Below are 17,767 nucleotides of genomic sequence, written 5' to 3' on the forward strand. Positions count from 1 at the left end.
AACTTGCGTGTAGTCGCTGACGAGTAATGCGAGGCTGCGTCCGGGCGCGAAGCGGTCGTAAAGTCATTCAACCGCATTCATCGGGTTTATGATCGCTGCGCACTCAGACGTCGCCTTCGCCAATGGCTACACCAACTTGCGCGTAGTCGCTGACGAGTAATGCGAGGCTGCGTCCGGGCGCGAAGCGGCCGTAAAGCCATTCAACCGCATTCAACGGGTTTACGATCGCTGCGCACTCAGACGTCGCCTTCGCCAATGGCTACACCAACTTGCGTGTAGTCGCTGACGAGTAATGCGAGGCTGCGTCCGGGCGCGAAGCGGCCGTAAAGCCATTCAACCGCATTCAACGGGTTTACGATCGCTGCGCACTCAGACGTCGCCTTCGCCAATGGCTACACCAACTTGCCGTGTAGTCGCTGACGAGTAATGCGAGGCTGCGTCCGGGCGCGAAGCGCTCGTAAAGTCATTCAACCGCACTCATAGGGTTTACGATCACTGATCGTCAAAATAGCGCTCGTGCCAGTCCACCAGTGGCTGTGGCACGTTGAGCTTCTGGCCGTAGATCACCGAGTAAGACAGCACGTTTTGCACGTATTGGCGGGTTTCATCGAATGGAATGCTTTCAATCCACACGTCAAAGCCCAGGTGGTTTGCGCCGCGCAGCCATTGGCGAACGCGCCCCGGCCCTGCGTTGTATGCCGCTGAAGCCAATACGCGGTTACCGTTGAACTGGCCGTGTACCTGGCTCAGGTAAGCCGCGCCCAACTGGATGTTTTTGTCCGGGTTTAGCACTTGTTGCGGTGAGGCCAGCGGGATGCTGAATTTTTTGGCGGTCTCTTTGGCAGTGGCGGGCATTAATTGCATCAGGCCACTGGCGCCCACGCCTGAGCGGGCATCATCCATGAAGGCGCTTTCCTGGCGAGTGATGGCAAACACCCAACTGGAGTGCAAACCACGCACCTTGGCCTCGCGCACCAGCGTGTCGCGGTGAGCCATCGGGAAACGGATGTCCAGATCGTCCCAATACTTGGCCTGGCTGATGGTGCGAATCGCCGGGAAGTACCACTTCAGGTCATAGGCCAACTTGGCCTGGGCCACCATTTCGTCACGGTTGAAGTGGCGGCTGACGTGATACCACTCACGTCGGCCATCCACGATTTGGCCGCGGTCATGGAACTCCAGCGCGCGCTGTACGCCCGGGGTATTGCGCACTTTGTTGATCAGTTGCGGGCTGAGTACCAGCGGTTTGTTGTTGAGCTGGTAGGGGGTTTGTGCCCGATCTGCAGCCAGAAAACCGTAGAAATCACGCTCGCGGGCCACGCTCTTGAACAGTACCTGCGCTTGCGGGTTTTTTGGCTCGGCCAGTTCCAGGCTGCGGGCCTGCCAGTAGCGCCAGCGATTGCTGGTGGCCAGGTCTTCGGGGAGTTTGCGGGTCAACTGGTAGGCATCTTCCCAGCGTGCCAACCGCAACAGCAGACGCAGGCGCCATTCGGTGACGGTGTTGTCACGCAGCTCGGGGTCGTATTGGGTCATGATGTCCAGGCCACGGCTGTCGTAGCGGCGGGCGAACGTCAGGCCAATTTCGCGCGCGATGGCGACTTTTTCGTCCCGCGAGAAATGCATGTTGGTGGCGTAGGTGTCGAGCAGTGCCGCGGCCTTTTCCGGGTCTTGGCGTGCCAGGCGGCGCAGTCCCAGGCCGACAGCGTCAGACATGGCTTCACTGGCTGGCGTAAAGCGCGAAGGCTGGCTCAGGAGGTCAGGCTTTTGCGCCACTTCAATCATCAGCCGGGCTTGCGGGCCCAGGGTGTTGAGGCCATTGGCCAATGTGTTGGCCAGCCCGTAATTGCGCGCTTCGGCCGCGAGTTTCACGCGCTGCCAGCGTTTTTGCTCGGTTAATTGGCCTTCGGCCGCCCATTGGCTGAACAACGCGTCGCATGCCGCCGGTTGGGCTTTGCCCACCAGCCACAGTTTTTCGGCGCTGGCATAGCCTTCTGCTTTTTGGTTATGGGCGAGCTGGTACTGGCCGTTCAGGCAGTCGAGTTCGGTGAAGTTGAGCTTGGAGTCGTAATACTTGGCAAACGTCGCCCAGTCACCGCGTTCGGCCAGCCAGCGCAGCCAACGCAGTTTCATCCAGTTGGCTTGAGGCAGATCGCCGTGTTGGGCCAGGAACTGTTCGATTTCGACATTGCTGGCGCCTTTAAGGCGGGCCGTCAGCTCGTCATAGGCCAGATAAGGCGTCAGCGGGTAGCTGCGCAGGGCGTCGGCATTGCGAAAGTAGGGGCCGGAGTCGCCTTTGGCCAAGGCGCGCTTGGCCTCGTCGTACAGTTGGCGTTGTTGGGTCAAGTCTGCGGCCTGTGCGGCTTGCACGGCGCAGCTGGTGAGAAGCAGGCAGGATAAAAAGTTGAAGAGGCGACTGCGCATGTGGCTTCCGTACAGATAAAAAACGTGGCAAGTGCAGGGGGCGCCCGGCACTGATAGCGTCGTAGCTTAGCCTTTTGCCAGTCGCGCGTGAAAGCCTTGCCGGTCAATCGGCGAAACTTGCTACTAAATGGAGGCAAGCGGGGCCTGAACAATAAATAGCCGGCCGCCTTGGGGCGCAAATCAGGTAGAATGCGCGCCCAGTTTTTGGAGAAACTCATGACCCTGCTCAAATTCAGCGATGTGTCCCTTGCTTTCGGCTCTACGCCGTTGTTGGACAAGGTGTCCTGGCAGATCGCCCGTGGAGAGCGGGTGTGCATCATCGGCCGCAACGGCACCGGCAAGTCCAGCATGATGAAGCTGGTAAAAGGTGATCAAAAGCCCGACGACGGCTCTGTTTGGCGCGCACCCGGCCTCAAGATTGGCGAATTGCCGCAAGAGTTGCCGGTAGCCGACGGGCGGACTGTGTTCGACGTGGTCGCCGAAGGTCTGGACGGTGTGGGTGAGCTGCTTGCTCAGTACCATCACCTGAGCCAGAACATCGTGACCGATGCCGACCTGGACAAACTGATGCACGTCCAGCAAGACCTCGAAGCCCGTGACGGCTGGCGCTTGCAGCAATTGGTAGACAGCACCCTGAGCCGTCTGCAATTGCCTGCTGACAAGACCCTCGCTGAGTTGTCCGGCGGCTGGCGTCGTCGTGTTCTGTTGGCGCAAGCACTGGTTTCCGAACCGGATCTGCTGCTGCTCGACGAACCGACCAACCACTTGGACATCGGCGCAATCGCCTGGCTGGAAGAGGCCCTCAAGGACTTCCAGGGCGCGGTTCTGTTTATTACCCACGACCGTTCATTCCTGCAAAATCTGGCCACCCGGATTCTGGAGCTGGACCGTGGCGGCCTGATCGACTGGAACGGCGACTACGCCAGCTTCCTGGTCCACAAAGAAGCCACTCTGGCGGCTGAAGAAACGGCCAACGCGCTGTTCGACAAGCGTCTGGCGCAAGAAGAAGTGTGGATTCGCCAAGGCATCAAGGCGCGCCGTACCCGTAACGAAGGCCGAGTTCGGGCCCTCAAGGCGCTGCGTGTTGAACGCAGCGAGCGTCGTGAACGCACCGGTAAGGCCAACATTCTGCTGGATACGGCAGACAAGTCCGGCAAGCAAGTGATGGTCCTCGAAAACGTCAGCTTTGCGCACCCCGACGGTCCGTTCCTGATCAAGGACTTCTCGATGGTGTTGCAGCGCGGCGACCGCATCGGTCTGCTGGGCGCCAACGGTACGGGCAAAACCACATTGCTGAAGCTGATGCTCAGCGGTTTGCAGCCTACCAGCGGCAAGATTGAGGAAGGCACGCGCATTGACGTGGCTTACTTCGACCAGTTGCGTCACCAGTTGGACCTGGAAAAAACCGTCATCGACAACGTGGCCGAAGGCCGCGATTTTATCGACATTGACGGTCAGAGCCGCCACGTACTCAGCTACCTGGGTGACTTCCTGTTCAGCCCGCAGCGTGCCCGCACGCCGGTCAAGGCGCTGTCGGGTGGTGAGCGTGCACGTCTGTTGCTGGCCAAACTGTTCAGCAAACCGGCGAACTTGCTGGTACTCGATGAGCCAACCAACGACCTTGACGTCGAAACGCTTGAGCTGCTGGAAGAGGTGTTGCTGACCTTCCAGGGCACTGTGTTGATGGTCAGTCACGACCGGGCATTCCTCGACAACGTAGTGACCAGCACCTTGGTCTTTGAAGGTGAAGGCAAGGTTCGCGAATACGTGGGCGGTTATCAGGACTGGCTGCGTCAAGGCGGCTCGCCGCGTCTGTTGGGCGTGACCGAGAGCAAGTCGGGCAAGGCGGACTTGAACTCGGCGGTGGTCACTCCGGCGGCGGCGCCAGCAGCAGCGGCACCTGCACCGGCGAAAAAGAAGCTGAGCTACAAGTTGCAGCGCGAGCTGGAAGCGTTGCCAGGCCAAATCGATGCTAAAGAGCAGGCGATTGCCGGCGTGGAGGCAGAAATGGCTGACACGGCGTTCTATCAGCGTCCAGCGGCTGAAACGGCGCAAGTGATTGCCAAGCTTGAAGCCTTGCAGGCTGAGCTTGAGCAGTTGGTTGAGCGTTGGGCTGAGCTGGATGCCTGATTGAGCGGTTGCTGAACTGAAAAAGCCCGGCCTTTCTCTTCGAGGGGCCGGGCTTTTTTGTGGTTGGGCGCTGCCTTAATTCGTTTGTTTCAGGGTCACGGCCAAGACATCGCAGGGCGCATCATGCAATACGTCGTTAGCGGTGGAGCCCAGTAGCAGCGCCAAACCGTGGCGGCCGTGGCTACCGACCACGATCAAGTCGCAGCCGTGTTCTTTGGCAAAGCCGTGGATTTCATGGCGCGGCTGGCCATATTGGAGCTTGCAGTTGTCTTTGGACAGTTGCGGGTACATGCCGATCAGGCGTTCCAGAAGCTGACTGGCTTGCTCAAACTGCTGTTGCTGCAACTGGGACAGGTCCATTGGCACATCGCCGCCGAAGGCCATGGCCATGGGTTCAACGATATGAATCAGTGACAGCTTGGCGCCATTGGCTGCCGCACTGGCGCTGGCCCGATAGATCACCGGGTCGCATTCGTCAGTCAGGTCGACAGCAACCAAAATATGCGAGTAGGGCTTGGGTGGTGTGGGCATGTGGTGCGCTCCTGTAAAGGGTCATTGAGAGTGAGTATGGCTCTTTTGCACAGCCTGGGTTCACGTCAGGGTTAACGCGTTAATTAAAGCTAATGAGAGTACACATATGACGGTATGGATAGTGGTGTCAATTCTGGCACTGGTTTTGAGCCCGCTGGCGTGGCTGCGACCTTCGCGCCGCCAGAGTGGGCGCATGGCCTTGCGCATGGAGGCCCGACGCATGGGGCTTGCCATGCAACTGACCCCTCAAGAATGGCCGCACTGGCTTGAGCCTGAACCGCCGGGGTCATGCGCACAATTTCATCGTCCGCGTCGCAGCACTAAGCCTGATGTGTGGTGCTATTGGCAATCTGCGCCGCGAATGTGGGTCAATCAATGGCGTGAAGAATGCGTCGATGAGCGCCTGCTGGCGCAATTTCGAAAGCTGCCTGCGAACGTCTACAAGGTCGAGGCCAGCACCCAAATGATCGCGTTGTATTGGGGTGAGAAGGGTGAGCCTGAGGTGTTGGTCGCCATAGACGAAACACTTAAAGCATTGGCGTAGCCGTTGCCGCGGGCGCCGTACGATTACTCAGCGCCCGTGAACCGAATGACGGTGAGGCAGCCTTAAACATGGGCTTGAAGGGGTTTGCGACGGCCTCGGCGCCGGACACCGGCGTGCATGATGCGTTAAAGGTTACAGTTGCAGACGATCCGGCATTTAGACGCAAGGTCGTTTTGTCATCGTTGTTTTGGACAATTGACAATCGATCGCTTTTCCGTGAAGGTGTCGACACCCAAATCAAACGGGCGTATGAATCGAGCGTTTGCCATGCAGGCAGCGTTTGCATAACCCCGAATATCGCGTCGGCGGGTGTGCCAGGTGGATTGGCGTGAGCATTGACGGTGTCGTCATTGCCAGCCAGACGCTAGCGTGCGACGTGTACTGTTCAGCTTCCATATCCTGGAGATCAGTTGATGATTTACGAAGGTAAAGCCATCACGGTTACGGCTCTTGAAAGTGGCATCGTCGAACTGAAGTTCGACCTCAAGGGTGAGTCCGTCAACAAGTTCAACCGTCTAACCCTGAACGAATTGCGTCAGGCGGTAGATGCGATCAAGGCAGATGCTTCGGTCAAGGGCGTTATTGTTTCCAGCGGCAAAGACGTGTTCATCGTCGGCGCGGACATCACCGAATTCGTCGAAAACTTCAAGCTGCCGGATGCCGAGCTGATCGCGGGCAACCTGCAAGCCAACAAAATCTTCAGTGACTTCGAAGACCTCAACGTTCCAACTGTAGCGGCTATTAACGGCATTGCACTGGGCGGTGGTCTGGAAATGTGCCTGGCAGCGGACTTCCGTGTCATGGCCGACAGCGCCAAAATCGGCCTGCCAGAAGTCAAGCTGGGCATCTACCCAGGCTTTGGCGGCACCGTGCGTCTGCCGCGCCTGATTGGCGTTGATAACGCTGTTGAGTGGATTGCCTCGGGCAAAGAAAATCGTGCTGAAGATGCGCTGAAAGTCAGTGCCGTTGATGCGGTGGTTGCACCGGCACAACTGGCGGCAGCTGCGCTGGACCTGATCAAGCGTGCTATCAGTGGCGAGCTGGACTACAAGGCCAAGCGTCAGCCGAAACTTGAAAAGCTCAAGCTGAACGCAATCGAACAAATGATGGCATTTGAAACCGCCAAAGGTTTCGTGGCTGGTCAAGCCGGCCCGAACTACCCGGCCCCGGTTGAAGCCATCAAAACCATCCAGAAAGCGGCGAACTTCGGTCGCGACAAGGCGCTGGAAGTGGAAGCTGCCGGTTTTGCCAAATTGGCCAAAACCTCCGCTTCGCAATGCCTGATCGGGCTGTTCCTGAACGATCAGGAACTGAAGAAAAAAGCCAAGATCTACGACAAGATCGCCAAAGACGTGAAGCAGGCTGCCGTGCTCGGTGCAGGCATCATGGGCGGCGGTATTGCCTATCAGTCGGCCTCCAAAGGTACGCCGATCCTGATGAAAGACATCAACGAGCACGGTATCGAGCAGGGCCTGGCGGAAGCCGCCAAGCTGCTGGTTGGCCGCGTTGATAAAGGTCGTATGACCCCGGCGAAAATGGCTGAAGTGCTCAACGGTATTCGTCCTACGTTGTCGTACGGTGATTTCGGTCACGTCGACCTGGTGGTTGAAGCCGTTGTCGAGAACCCGAAGGTCAAGCAAGCGGTATTGGCTGAAGTGGAAAACCACGTCAAGGACGATGCAATCCTGGCGTCCAACACCTCGACCATTTCCATCAGCCTGTTGGCCAAAGCCCTCAAGCGCCCGGAAAACTTCGTAGGGATGCACTTCTTCAATCCGGTGCACATGATGCCGCTGGTGGAAGTGATTCGTGGCGAGAAGTCCAGCGATCTGGCGGTTGCAACCACGGTTGCTTATGCCAAGAAAATGGGCAAAAACCCGATTGTGGTTAACGATTGCCCAGGTTTTCTGGTCAACCGCGTACTGTTCCCGTACTTCGGTGGTTTCGCCAAGCTGGTGAGTGCAGGCGTTGATTTTGTGCGCATCGACAAAGTCATGGAAAAATTCGGCTGGCCAATGGGCCCGGCGTACCTGATGGACGTGGTCGGCATCGACACCGGTCACCACGGGCGTGATGTGATGGCTGAAGGCTTCCCGGACCGTATGAAAGATGATCGTCGCTCAGCGATCGACGCGCTGTACGAAGCCAAGCGTCTGGGCCAGAAAAACGGTAAGGGTTTCTATGCTTACGAGGCTGACAAGCGCGGCAAGCAGAAGAAAGTGGTGGATTCGAGCGTACTTGAAGTGCTCAAGCCGATCGTTTACGAACAGCGCGAAGTGACTGACGAAGACATCATCAACTGGATGATGATCCCGCTGTGCCTCGAAACCGTACGCTGCCTGGAAGACGGCATCGTAGAAACCGCAGCCGAGGCCGACATGGGCCTGGTCTACGGCATCGGTTTCCCTCCATTCCGTGGCGGCGCCCTGCGCTACATCGACTCGGTCGGTGTAGCAGAGTTCGTGGCCCTGGCTGATCAGTACGCTGAACTGGGCGCGCTGTACCACCCGACGGCGAAGCTGCGTGAAATGGCTAAAAACGGCCAGAGCTTCTTCGGTTAAGCGCCCCATTAGAGTGAGAGTGAAATTATGAGCTTGAATCCTAGAGACGTGGTGATTGTAGACTTCGGTCGCACCCCGATGGGCCGCTCCAAGGGTGGCATGCACCGCAACACCCGTGCTGAAGACATGTCTGCGCACCTGATCAGCAAAGTGCTGGAGCGCAACAGCAAGGTTGATCCGGGCGAAGTGGAAGACGTGATCTGGGGCTGCGTTAACCAGACCCTGGAGCAGGGCTGGAACATCGCGCGCATGGCGTCGTTGATGACCCAGATCCCGCACACCTCGGCCGCGCAAACCGTGAGCCGCCTGTGCGGCTCCTCGATGAGCGCCTTGCACACGGCAGCGCAAGCGATCATGACCGGTAACGGTGACGTTTTCGTGGTCGGCGGCGTCGAGCATATGGGTCACGTGAGCATGATGCATGGCGTTGACCCAAACCCGCACATGTCGCTGTACGCTGCCAAAGCCTCGGGCATGATGGGTTTGACCGCAGAAATGCTGGGCAAAATGCATGGCATCACTCGCGAGCAGCAAGACGCTTTCGGTGTTCGTTCGCATCAACTCGCCCACAAGGCGACGATTGAAGGCAAGTTCAAAGACGAAATCATCCCGATGCAGGGCTACGATGAGAACGGCTTCCTGAAAACCTTCGATTACGATGAGACCATTCGTCCGGAAACGACGATGGAAAGTCTGGCGGCGTTGAAACCTGCGTTCAACCCTAAAGGCGGCACCGTGACGGCGGGTACGTCGTCGCAGATCACTGATGGTGCTTCGTGCATGATCGTGATGTCCGCTCAGCGTGCAAAAGACCTGGGTCTTGAGCCGCTGGCCGTCATTCGTTCGATGGCCGTTGCAGGTGTGGACCCGGCAATCATGGGCTATGGTCCTGTACCGGCGACACAAAAAGCATTGAAGCGCGCAGGTCTGAGCATGGCCGATATCGACTTCATTGAGCTCAACGAAGCCTTCGCTGCACAGGCCCTGCCAGTGCTGAAAGATTTGAAAGTGCTCGACAAGATGAATGAGAAGGTTAACCTGCACGGCGGTGCCATCGCCTTGGGCCATCCATTTGGATGCTCGGGAGCGCGTATCTCCGGTACGTTGCTCAATGTGATGAAGCAAAATGGCGGTACCTTCGGGTTGTCCACCATGTGCATTGGCCTTGGCCAGGGCATTGCAACTGTCTTCGAACGCGTCTAAGCGTTACGTTGATAGAAGCCGGGGCCAAGTGCCCCGGTTTTTGTTTTTTAGGTGTTTTTATTTTTTTTATTTGCAAGGTGCCGCAACATGCCGCTACAACCTGGGCTCTATCAGCATTACAAAGGGCCGCAGTATCGGGTATTCAATGTGGCTCGCCATTCTGAAACCGAAGAGGACGTGGTCTTCTATCAAGCCCTGTATGGTGAATGCGGTTTTTGGGTACGCCCGCTGAGCATGTTTTTGCAGACGGTCACGGTAGACGGCACACAAGTGCCGCGCTTTGCCTTGATTCAGGCTGAAACGAGCCTTTTTTCCCGGCCATAAGGCGACGTCGCGCAGCACCCTGCGCTTGACCTCATCTTGTTGCCACTATATATAGCGGTGCCGCGTCAGGCGCGAACCGCCTTTCACTTCTAGAATTCAGGAACTTTCTGATCCATGGGCAAATCGCTGGTCATTGTGGAATCCCCGGCTAAGGCCAAGACCATCAACAAGTACTTGGGTAACGAGTACGTGGTGAAGTCGAGTATCGGCCATATCCGAGACCTGCCCACCAGCGGTTCGGCTAGCGCCAGCAAAGAACCTGCTGCCAAGCGCGGTAAGGCTGCGGCGGGCGAAGCGCCGGCCCTGTCGCCGAAAGAGAAAGCTCAAAAGCAGCTGATCTCGCGCATGGGCGTCGATCCCGAGCATGGCTGGAAAGCCAAGTACGAGATCCTTCCTGGCAAGGAAAAGGTCATCGAAGAGCTGCGCCGGCTCGCCAAGGATGCTGACACCATCTATCTCGCAACCGACTTGGATCGCGAGGGGGAAGCCATTGCATGGCACCTGCGCGAAGCCATCGGTGGGGACGACAGCCGCTACAAGCGCGTGGTGTTCAACGAAATCACCAAAAAAGCGATTCAGGAAGCCTTCTCCAAGCCGGGTGAACTGGACATCAATCGGGTAAATGCCCAGCAGGCACGTCGTTTCCTCGACCGCGTGGTGGGTTACATGGTGTCGCCGCTGTTGTGGGCAAAAATTGCCCGTGGCTTGTCGGCGGGTCGTGTGCAGTCGGTGGCCGTGAAGCTGGTCGTGGAGCGAGAGCGCGAGATTCGTGCGTTCAACCCAGAAGAGTACTGGGAAGTTCACGCAGACCTCGGCACCGCCAAGGGTGCAAAAGTACGCTTTGACGTCGCGCGTGAAAAAGGCGAAGCGTTCAAGCCGCTGAACGAAACCCAGGCCATGGCCGCGCTGGAAAAGCTCAAGGCTTCCAGCTACACCATCGTCAAGCGCGAAGACAAGCCGACCAGCAGCAAGCCGTCGGCACCTTTCATTACCTCCACCCTGCAACAGGCCGCGAGCAACCGCTTGGGCTTCGGGGTGAAGAAAACCATGATGATGGCTCAGCGTCTGTATGAAGCGGGCTACATCACGTATATGCGTACCGACTCCACCAACTTGTCGGCTGATGCGGTCGAGATGGCACGCACCTACATTGAAGGTGAATTTGGCGCGTCCTACCTGCCGCCTGCACCGAACGTGTACAGCAGCAAGGAAGGCGCACAAGAGGCTCACGAAGCCATTCGTCCTTCTGACGTAAACATGCACCCGAGCAAGCTGTCGGGCATGGAGCGCGACGCTGAGCGCCTTTACGAGCTGATCTGGCGCCAATTCGTGGCTTGCCAGATGCTGCCGGCCAAGTACCTGTCGACCACGGTCAGCGTTGCAGCCGGTGATTTCGAGCTGCGTGCCAAAGGCCGCATCCTCAAGTTCGACGGTTATACCCGCGTGATGCCGCAAATCACCAAGCCGGGTGACGACGACGTATTGCCTGACATGGCGCAGGGCGATGTGCTCAAGTTGATCAATATTGATCCGACTCAACACTTCACCAAGCCACCGGCGCGTTACTCCGAAGCCAGTTTGGTCAAAGAGATGGAAAAACGCGGTATCGGTCGTCCTTCGACCTACGCCGCGATTATCTCGACCATTCAGGACCGTGGTTATGTGGCCTTGCACAACCGCCGTTTTTACTCCGAAAAAATGGGCGATATCGTTACCGAGCGGTTGTCTGAAAGTTTTTCTGACCTGATGGACTACGGTTTCACCGCCGGCATGGAAGAAAACCTCGACGACGTGGCGCACGGTGAGCGTGACTGGAAAAACGTGCTGGACGAGTTCTACGGCAGCTTCAAGAAGAAACTTGAAATCGCCGCAGACCCGGACAGTGGCATGCGTGCCAATCAGCCGGTCATGACCGATATTCCGTGTAAAGAATGCGGACGTCCGATGCAGATTCGTACCGCATCGACGGGCGTGTTCCTGGGGTGTTCGGGCTACAGCCTGCCGCCTAAAGAGCGTTGCAAGGCGACGGTCAACCTGGTGCCGGGTGATGAAATCGCCGCTGATGACGAGGGTGAGTCCGAGTCGTTGGTGTTGCTGGGCAAGCACCGCTGCCCGATTTGCAGCACCGCGATGGACGCTTACTTGCTGGATGAGAAGCACAAGCTGCACATCTGCGGTAACAACCCGGATTGCGCGGGTTATGAAATCGAAGAGGGCAGCTATCGCATCAAAGGCTACGAAGGTCCGAGCCTGGAATGTGACAAATGCGGCAGCGAGATGCAGCTCAAGACGGGTCGTTTCGGCAAGTTCTTCGGTTGCACCAATGCGGAGTGCAAAAACACCCGCAAATTGCTCAAAAGCGGTGAAGCGGCGCCGCCCAAGATGGACCCGGTGAAAATGCCGGAACTCAAGTGCGAGAAGGTGAATGACACCTACATCTTGCGTGACGGTGCTTCTGGTCTGTTCTTGGCGGCCAGCCAGTTCCCTAAAAATCGTGAGACCCGTGCCCCGTTGGTGATCGAAATTGTGCCGCACAAGGACGAAATCGATCCTAAGTACCACTTCCTGTGTGATGCGCCGAAGAAAGACCCCGACGGTCGCCCGGCAGTGATCCGCTACAGTCGCAAAACCAAAGAGCAGTACGTGCAGACTGAAGTGGATGGCAAGCCGACAGGGTGGCGTGCGTTCTACGATGGCAAGAGCTGGAAGGTTGAAGACAAGCGTAAAGAAAAAGACGCTTGATCTGAGCTGAACGCAGAGTAAAAAACCGCGCAAGGTCTGTAGGACTTGCGCGGTTTTTTATGCAGCGCTTCAGCGGTTGGCGTAGAGACTTTATTGCCAGCGAAGCATCGCGGGTGAAAAACATGTAGCCGCTGACGAGTAGCACGAGGCTGCGTTCGGGCGCGCAGCGGTCGTAAAACCATCCAACCCTGTGCGTCAGTTACACCGCAGTCATTACGTCACGGCCATTTTGTGCCCGATCGCTGCTCATGCCTCGACAGCACCTGCACCACAAGCGTGGCGCTGCTAAACCCTTGCGTCTGCCCACCTCTGTCCCTGAGACTGCTCGATCTGCCTTAACCCTTCGTTGTGGAATGCCCCAATGGCTTACGAACTCTATACCCGTACCAATCAAAAAATATATTTCACGGGCTTGGCGCTGGAGGCCATGCACAAGGCGGCTGAGGGTCGGGCCATGAATGCACAAGCTTTGGTGCAGGCTGAGCGAGAGTCGGCAGTGTTTCATTTGTATGGCGCACTGCTTGGCTTATGCCACGAGATTGCCGGTTTCTATCGTTTGCCCCAGGGCAGCGCACCTAGAGTGGAGCTTTTGCTGACGCAGGAAGTGCTGGATGCCAAAGCAATCCCCGAGCTGGCTGAAATGGTTGAATTGGCGCGCGCTCCCAACACTTGGCTTGCACAGCTGGTAGCGGCCCATGCCGCGCTGTATCAGCCGTTGCAGGCACCTAAAAAGGTCAAGGCAGATGTGTTTCAGCCGTTGATCGAGGTGGTCAGTCTGGAGGAAGACGTGCCGCAAACGTTGAGTCGCGAAACGCTTGAGGAGTGGCGTCAAAACCTGAAAAAAATGGCAATCCGCTTTCGCGATGGTCTCAATGAGTGCTAAAAGTCGCATCTGGAACTGCACAGTCATTCATCACTCCGTCATGAAAGCGCCATAGATCCTGGCAAATTCTGTTGGGATGACTGATATAATCCCGCGCTTTCGTGGAGAACAAACTTTTATGCCAACGTCCTTTCTAGAAATTGTCGAGTTGCCTGACGGCCGCATCGAGTTGCGTCGGGCTGAGGACGAAGGGTCTTTGGTGACGCTGAACTTCTCTGAAGATGCCAAGGCTTTTCTTCAGGGGCAGCACGTAGAGGTGGCCAAAGCCATGCTCAGCGTGGGTGTGCAAATGGCGGGTCGGCTGGCCGAAGGCGAGCTGGAAAAAGACGAAGGGCCGCGCATTCTTCATTGAGTGGCCACAGATGCAAGCCTGCCACAGATGAGTGAATGCGTTCGGTGGCGACCCTGTGGCAGCAGCGTCTGGTTAGCCCAGTCGAATATTCAGACTTTGCCCGTGACCGATCAATGCTGCGCCGATCAATTGTTGACGGGCGGCCGAGTTGAGCGGGTTTATCCAGCTCACGACGGTGTGACTACGGCCCAGGCGCAGTGCTTCGCACGTTAATTGCAACGCACTTTTATTGCCATTGGGTTGCAGCAGCAGTATGCGTTCGCGATTAAGTCCCGCATCGCGCAACCAGCTTTGAGTCAGGCTGGCGGGTGGCGCAATCAGCGTCAACCAGCGCGCATCTTGTTGCTCGCTGAGTTCGCGAAGCATGGGCGCTAAAAGGTTCAGGCAGTTCTCGGCAGCACCGCGTAACGACAGCTCACTGAAAACCTCTGGTTCTGCGCGCCAAGGTGAATCAAGTACTGCTTTGATCGCTTGTGGCATGGGCTGGGCCATGAATGCCTCGAACAAAGGCAGTTGTGCTGGTAGCGATGGGTGCGGGAACTGCATGGCGCCTCCTTCTTTAGCGGCGTATGACGCCGACGCTCAGGCCTTCGATAACGAGTTCCTGCTCTTTGAGATTGACTTCAATGGGCGCGAAATCCGGGTTTTCAGCGATTAGCCAGACTGTGCTGCCTTCGCGCTTGAAGCGCTTGACGGTCACTTCGTCGTCAATACGTGCCACCACGATCTGCCCGTTGCGTGCTTCACGGCAGGTATGAACCGCAAGCAAGTCGCCATCAAAGATGCCGACATCCTTCATGCTCATGCCCTGGACGCGCAACAGGTAATCGGCGCGCGGATGGAAGAAGGTCGGGTTGATATTGCACGACTCTTCGACATGTTCCTGCGCCAGAATGGGCGCGCCGGCGGCGACGCGGCCAATAATGGGCAACGTGGATTCGTCAGCATTGGCTTCAAAGCCAGGTATGCGAATACCGCGCGAGGCACCCGGTGTCATTTCGATGGCACCTTTGCGGGCCAATGCTTTCAGGTGTTCTTCGGCGGCATTGGGTGACTTGAAACCCAGCTCTTGTGCAATTTCGGCACGGGTAGGCGGGTAACCGTTGTCATCCAGGCAGCGTTTGATAAAGGCCAGGATCTCAGCTTGGCGTGGCGTCAGTTTTAGCATGTTGATCGCTCTGTCTTTTTATACAGTGACTGGGATTATATACAGTGAAGGCGCATTGGCAATGATCCATTTCAGGCCGTCCGCTGGACGGTCATGCCTGAGCCTGATGGACGCTACTTTATCAGCACAGGCCACGCGGGCCGAGGCTGTGGTTAAATGCGGAACTGGCCAGTCGCAAAACGAATGCCCTATCTTGACTTTTAACAAACTGAAACGTATGTTTCAAACAACTGTTTAAGTGTTTGTCAGCCGGAGTAGACATGGCCCAGTCGGAAACCGTTGAACGTATCCTTGATGCTGCTGAGCAGCTGTTCGCGGAAAAAGGTTTTGCCGAGACTTCACTGCGGCTGATCACCAGCAAGGCCGGAGTCAATCTGGCTGCGGTCAATTACCACTTCGGTTCTAAAAAAGCGCTGATTCAGGCGGTTTTTTCGCGTTTCCTGGGTCCGTTTTGCGCCAACCTCGACCGCGAGCTGGAGCGACGCCAGGCCAAGCCGGACAATCGCCCCAGCCTGGAAGAACTGCTGGAAATGCTCGTGGAGCAGGCGTTGGTGATCCAGCCGCGCAGTGGTAACGATCTTTCCATTTTCATGCGTTTGCTGGGTCTGGCCTTCAGCCAGAGCCAAGGCCATTTGCGGCGCTACCTTGAAGACATGTACGGCAAAGTGTTCCGCCGCTATATGTTGCTGGTTAACGAAGCCGCGCCGCAGATTCCTCCTATCGAGTTGTTTTGGCGCGTGCATTTCATGCTCGGTGCCGCGGCATTCAGCATGTCCGGGATCAAGGCGTTGCGCGCCATTGCCGAGACAGACTTCGGTGTTAACACCTCGATCGAGCAAGTCATGCGTTTGATGGTGCCTTTCCTGGCTGCTGGCATGCGCGCCGAAAGCGGGGTTGTTGACCCTGTGATGGCCAGCGCACAAATGCGCGCCCGTAACAAAACCTCGCAGATTGCCGCCAAGGTTTGATCGGCTGCGGGTGGGCGTGGCAGTCGAGTTCCGCTAAGCTTGGCGCCATGCTCACTCCTGACTTATTCCCCTTTGTACGTGCATTACGGTTGCCTGAACGGGCGGCGCGTAAGGTTGCGCCCGTGCATGTCCGGTGGGCAATAAGTGCACTCTTTCTCTAAAGGATTTTCCATGAGTTCTGCCTTGCAAGGCTCCTTGATGGTGGACGTCGCCGGTACTTGGCTGACGGCTGAAGACCGGCAATTGCTGCGCCAGCCTGAAGTGGGCGGTTTGATCATTTTTGCGCGCAACATTGAGCATCCGCGCCAGGTTCGCGAACTGAGCGCTTCGATTCGTGCGATTCGCCCCGACCTGCTGCTGGCCGTTGATCAGGAAGGCGGTCGGGTGCAGCGTCTGCGCCAAGGGTTTGTACGCTTGCCGGCGATGCGCGCGATTGCAGATAACCCGAACGCCGAGTATTTGGCCGAACAATGCGGCTGGATCATGGCCACCGAAGTTTTGGCCGTGGGCCTGGACTTGAGTTTTGCCCCGGTACTGGATCTGGATTACCAGCGCAGCGCCGTGGTTGGCAGCCGTGCGTTCGAGGGCGATCCTGAACGCGCCGCGACATTGGCCGCAGCCTTTATCCGCGGCATGAATGACGCTGGCATGGCGGCCACCGGTAAGCATTTTCCGGGACATGGCTGGGCAGAGGCTGATTCGCATGTAGCCATTCCAACAGATGAGCGCACGCTGGAGCAGATTCGTGCCCATGATCTGGTGCCTTTCGCACGGCTGAGCCAGCAATTGGCGGCGGTGATGCCCGCCCATGTGATTTACCCGCAAGTCGACAGCCAGCCCGCAGGTTTCTCTCGTCGCTGGTTGCAAGACATCTTGCGAGGTGAGTTGGGGTTCGATGGCGTGATCTTCAGCGATGACCTCTCGATGGCAGGCGCCCATGTGGTGGGCGACGCGGCCAGTCGTATCGAGGCGGCTTTGTCGGCGGGTTGCGACATGGGGCTGGTGTGCAACGACCGTGCGGCCGCCGAGTTGGCGCTCAGCGCTGCCCAGCGCATGAAGGTGACACCGTCGCCGCGTATCGCGCGCATGCGCAGCCAGGCGTTTGCCAGCACTGACTACCGGCAGGACCCGCGTTGGCTGGTGGCGGTGGGTGCGCTCAAAGATGCTCAATTGATTGATTAAAGGATCGGCTCAATGACGGTTTACGCAATTATCGGCGGCACGGGCCTGACCCAGCTTGAGGGGTTGACCATCAAGCGCTCGTTGGCATTGGACACGCCTTATGGCCCGACGTCGGCTGATATCCAGATAGGTGAATTCGCCGGTCGCGACGTCTTGTTTCTGGCGCGTCACGGCCATCCGCATCGCCTGCCACCCCATCAGGTGAACTATCGCGCGAACCTGTGGGCATTGAAGCAGGCGGGCGCCGAAGCGATTTTGGCAGTGAATGCGGTGGGCGGTATCCACATGGCGATGGGCACGGGGCATTTTTGTGTGCCGCATCAACTGATCGACTACACCAGTGGTCGCGAACATACCTATTTCGCAGACGATCTGGAGCACGTGACTCATATCGACTTCAGTTATCCCTACACCGAATCGTTGCGTGAGCAATTGATTGACGCGCTGGCTGGCGAGGGATGTTCCTACAGCAGCCACGGCGTTTATGCGGCGACCCAAGGCCCGCGTCTTGAAACGGTGGCTGAAATCGCTCGTCTTGAGCGCGATGGATGCGACATTGTCGGCATGACCGGTATGCCGGAAGCGGCATTGGCCCGTGAGCTGGAACTGGATTACGCCTGTTTGGCACTGGTGGTTAACCCGGCGGCGGGCAAGTCGACGGCGATCATCACCATGGCCGAAATCGAGCAGGCGCTGCACGACGGCATGGGTAAGGTCAAAGCCACTTTGGCGCGGGTGTTGGCGGGATAAGGGTTTTG

At 57.5% G+C, this 17,767-nt stretch carries 15 protein-coding genes; 11 read left to right on the forward strand and 4 right to left on the reverse strand.

From position 1 onward, the window contains the following. Positions 1 to 492: 492 nt before the first annotated feature. Entirely contained in the window at positions 493 to 2,421 is a 1,929-nt protein-coding gene (locus AP059_RS02010) for a transglycosylase SLT domain-containing protein (protein WP_048398755.1), read from the reverse strand. 216 nt (positions 2,422 to 2,637) lie between these two features. Between AP059_RS02010 and AP059_RS02015 the strand changes: the two genes are divergently transcribed. After that, positions 2,638 to 4,551, forward strand: coding sequence for an ATP-binding cassette domain-containing protein (locus tag AP059_RS02015; protein WP_059761642.1), 1,914 nt, complete (start codon positions 2,638 to 2,640; stop codon positions 4,549 to 4,551). 75 nt (positions 4,552 to 4,626) lie between these two features. On the opposite strand, the gene AP059_RS02020 is transcribed toward AP059_RS02015, so the two are convergent. Then, entirely contained in the window at positions 4,627 to 5,082 is a 456-nt protein-coding gene (locus tag AP059_RS02020) for a universal stress protein (RefSeq protein WP_059761643.1), read from the reverse strand. A gap of 106 nt (positions 5,083 to 5,188) precedes the next feature. Here AP059_RS02020 and AP059_RS02025 point away from each other — a divergent pair, with 106 nt between their 5' ends. From AP059_RS02025 to AP059_RS02055, 7 genes are all read left to right on the forward strand, one after another. After that, entirely contained in the window at positions 5,189 to 5,626 is a 438-nt protein-coding gene (locus AP059_RS02025; RefSeq protein WP_048365155.1) for a hypothetical protein, read from the forward strand. 413 nt (positions 5,627 to 6,039) lie between these two features. Beyond that, positions 6,040 to 8,187, forward strand: coding sequence for a fatty acid oxidation complex subunit alpha FadB (fadB, locus tag AP059_RS02030; protein WP_059761644.1), 2,148 nt, complete (start codon positions 6,040 to 6,042; stop codon positions 8,185 to 8,187). Positions 8,188 to 8,214: 27 nt separating this feature from the next. Beyond that, complete coding sequence (gene fadA, locus AP059_RS02035; protein ID WP_048365157.1) at positions 8,215 to 9,390, forward strand: acetyl-CoA C-acyltransferase FadA; 1,176 nt, start codon at positions 8,215 to 8,217, stop codon at positions 9,388 to 9,390. 87 nt (positions 9,391 to 9,477) lie between these two features. Beyond that, positions 9,478 to 9,714, forward strand: a complete 237-nt coding sequence (locus tag AP059_RS02040) for a DUF1653 domain-containing protein (RefSeq protein WP_059761645.1) — start codon at positions 9,478 to 9,480, stop codon at positions 9,712 to 9,714. Positions 9,715 to 9,828: 114 nt separating this feature from the next. Further along, complete coding sequence (gene topA / locus AP059_RS02045; RefSeq protein WP_059761646.1) at positions 9,829 to 12,456, forward strand: type I DNA topoisomerase; 2,628 nt, start codon at positions 9,829 to 9,831, stop codon at positions 12,454 to 12,456. A 361-nt stretch (positions 12,457 to 12,817) separates the two neighbouring features. Next, positions 12,818 to 13,339 (forward strand): DUF6586 family protein, encoded by a 522-nt coding sequence (locus tag AP059_RS02050; protein ID WP_059761647.1) that lies wholly within the window; start codon positions 12,818 to 12,820, stop codon positions 13,337 to 13,339. Positions 13,340 to 13,457: 118 nt separating this feature from the next. Next, on the forward strand, positions 13,458 to 13,691 hold the full coding sequence (locus tag AP059_RS02055; RefSeq protein WP_019408701.1) for a hypothetical protein: 234 nt from the start codon (positions 13,458 to 13,460) through the stop codon (positions 13,689 to 13,691). Positions 13,692 to 13,763: 72 nt separating this feature from the next. Here AP059_RS02055 and sulA read toward each other — a convergent pair whose 3' ends face one another. Then, complete coding sequence (gene sulA, locus AP059_RS02060) at positions 13,764 to 14,237, reverse strand: SOS-induced cell division inhibitor SulA (RefSeq protein WP_059761648.1); 474 nt, start codon at positions 14,235 to 14,237, stop codon at positions 13,764 to 13,766. Positions 14,238 to 14,250: 13 nt separating this feature from the next. Beyond that, complete coding sequence (gene lexA, locus AP059_RS02065) at positions 14,251 to 14,859, reverse strand: transcriptional repressor LexA (RefSeq protein WP_048365162.1); 609 nt, start codon at positions 14,857 to 14,859, stop codon at positions 14,251 to 14,253. Positions 14,860 to 15,119: 260 nt separating this feature from the next. On the opposite strand from lexA, the gene AP059_RS02075 reads away from it, so the two are divergent. The 3 genes from AP059_RS02075 to AP059_RS02085 all read left to right on the forward strand — a co-directional run bounded on the left by AP059_RS02075 (position 15,120) and on the right by AP059_RS02085 (position 17,759). After that, on the forward strand, positions 15,120 to 15,827 hold the full coding sequence (locus AP059_RS02075; protein ID WP_059761650.1) for a TetR/AcrR family transcriptional regulator: 708 nt from the start codon (positions 15,120 to 15,122) through the stop codon (positions 15,825 to 15,827). 183 nt (positions 15,828 to 16,010) lie between these two features. Next, positions 16,011 to 17,009: a beta-N-acetylhexosaminidase gene (gene nagZ / locus AP059_RS02080; protein ID WP_173426965.1), complete on the forward strand. Its 999-nt coding sequence runs from the start codon at positions 16,011 to 16,013 to the stop codon at positions 17,007 to 17,009. A gap of 12 nt (positions 17,010 to 17,021) precedes the next feature. Further along, complete coding sequence (locus AP059_RS02085; RefSeq protein WP_059761651.1) at positions 17,022 to 17,759, forward strand: S-methyl-5'-thioinosine phosphorylase; 738 nt, start codon at positions 17,022 to 17,024, stop codon at positions 17,757 to 17,759. Positions 17,760 to 17,767 lie beyond the last annotated feature (8 nt).

This window comes from Pseudomonas sp. TAA207, from assembly GCF_001529285.1.
Classification (GTDB): domain Bacteria; phylum Pseudomonadota; class Gammaproteobacteria; order Pseudomonadales; family Pseudomonadaceae; genus Aquipseudomonas; species Aquipseudomonas weihenstephanensis.

What these genes read in the sequence shown, in the direction of transcription:
- AP059_RS02010 (WP_048398755.1), bottom strand. Translation starts at nt 2,421, where the DNA reads ATGCGCAGTCGCCTCTTCAACTTTTTATCCTGCCTGCTTCTCACCAGC.
- AP059_RS02015 (WP_059761642.1), top strand. Translation starts at nt 2,638, where the DNA reads ATGACCCTGCTCAAATTCAGCGATGTGTCCCTTGCTTTCGGCTCTACG.
- AP059_RS02020 (WP_059761643.1), bottom strand. Translation starts at nt 5,082, where the DNA reads ATGCCCACACCACCCAAGCCCTACTCGCATATTTTGGTTGCTGTCGAC.
- AP059_RS02025 (WP_048365155.1), top strand. Translation starts at nt 5,189, where the DNA reads ATGACGGTATGGATAGTGGTGTCAATTCTGGCACTGGTTTTGAGCCCG.
- fadB (WP_059761644.1), top strand. Translation starts at nt 6,040, where the DNA reads ATGATTTACGAAGGTAAAGCCATCACGGTTACGGCTCTTGAAAGTGGC.
- fadA (WP_048365157.1), top strand. Translation starts at nt 8,215, where the DNA reads ATGAGCTTGAATCCTAGAGACGTGGTGATTGTAGACTTCGGTCGCACC.
- AP059_RS02040 (WP_059761645.1), top strand. Translation starts at nt 9,478, where the DNA reads ATGCCGCTACAACCTGGGCTCTATCAGCATTACAAAGGGCCGCAGTAT.
- topA (WP_059761646.1), top strand. Translation starts at nt 9,829, where the DNA reads ATGGGCAAATCGCTGGTCATTGTGGAATCCCCGGCTAAGGCCAAGACC.
- AP059_RS02050 (WP_059761647.1), top strand. Translation starts at nt 12,818, where the DNA reads ATGGCTTACGAACTCTATACCCGTACCAATCAAAAAATATATTTCACG.
- AP059_RS02055 (WP_019408701.1), top strand. Translation starts at nt 13,458, where the DNA reads ATGCCAACGTCCTTTCTAGAAATTGTCGAGTTGCCTGACGGCCGCATC.
- sulA (WP_059761648.1), bottom strand. Translation starts at nt 14,237, where the DNA reads ATGCAGTTCCCGCACCCATCGCTACCAGCACAACTGCCTTTGTTCGAG.
- lexA (WP_048365162.1), bottom strand. Translation starts at nt 14,859, where the DNA reads ATGCTAAAACTGACGCCACGCCAAGCTGAGATCCTGGCCTTTATCAAA.
- AP059_RS02075 (WP_059761650.1), top strand. Translation starts at nt 15,120, where the DNA reads ATGGCCCAGTCGGAAACCGTTGAACGTATCCTTGATGCTGCTGAGCAG.
- AP059_RS02085 (WP_059761651.1), top strand. Translation starts at nt 17,022, where the DNA reads ATGACGGTTTACGCAATTATCGGCGGCACGGGCCTGACCCAGCTTGAG.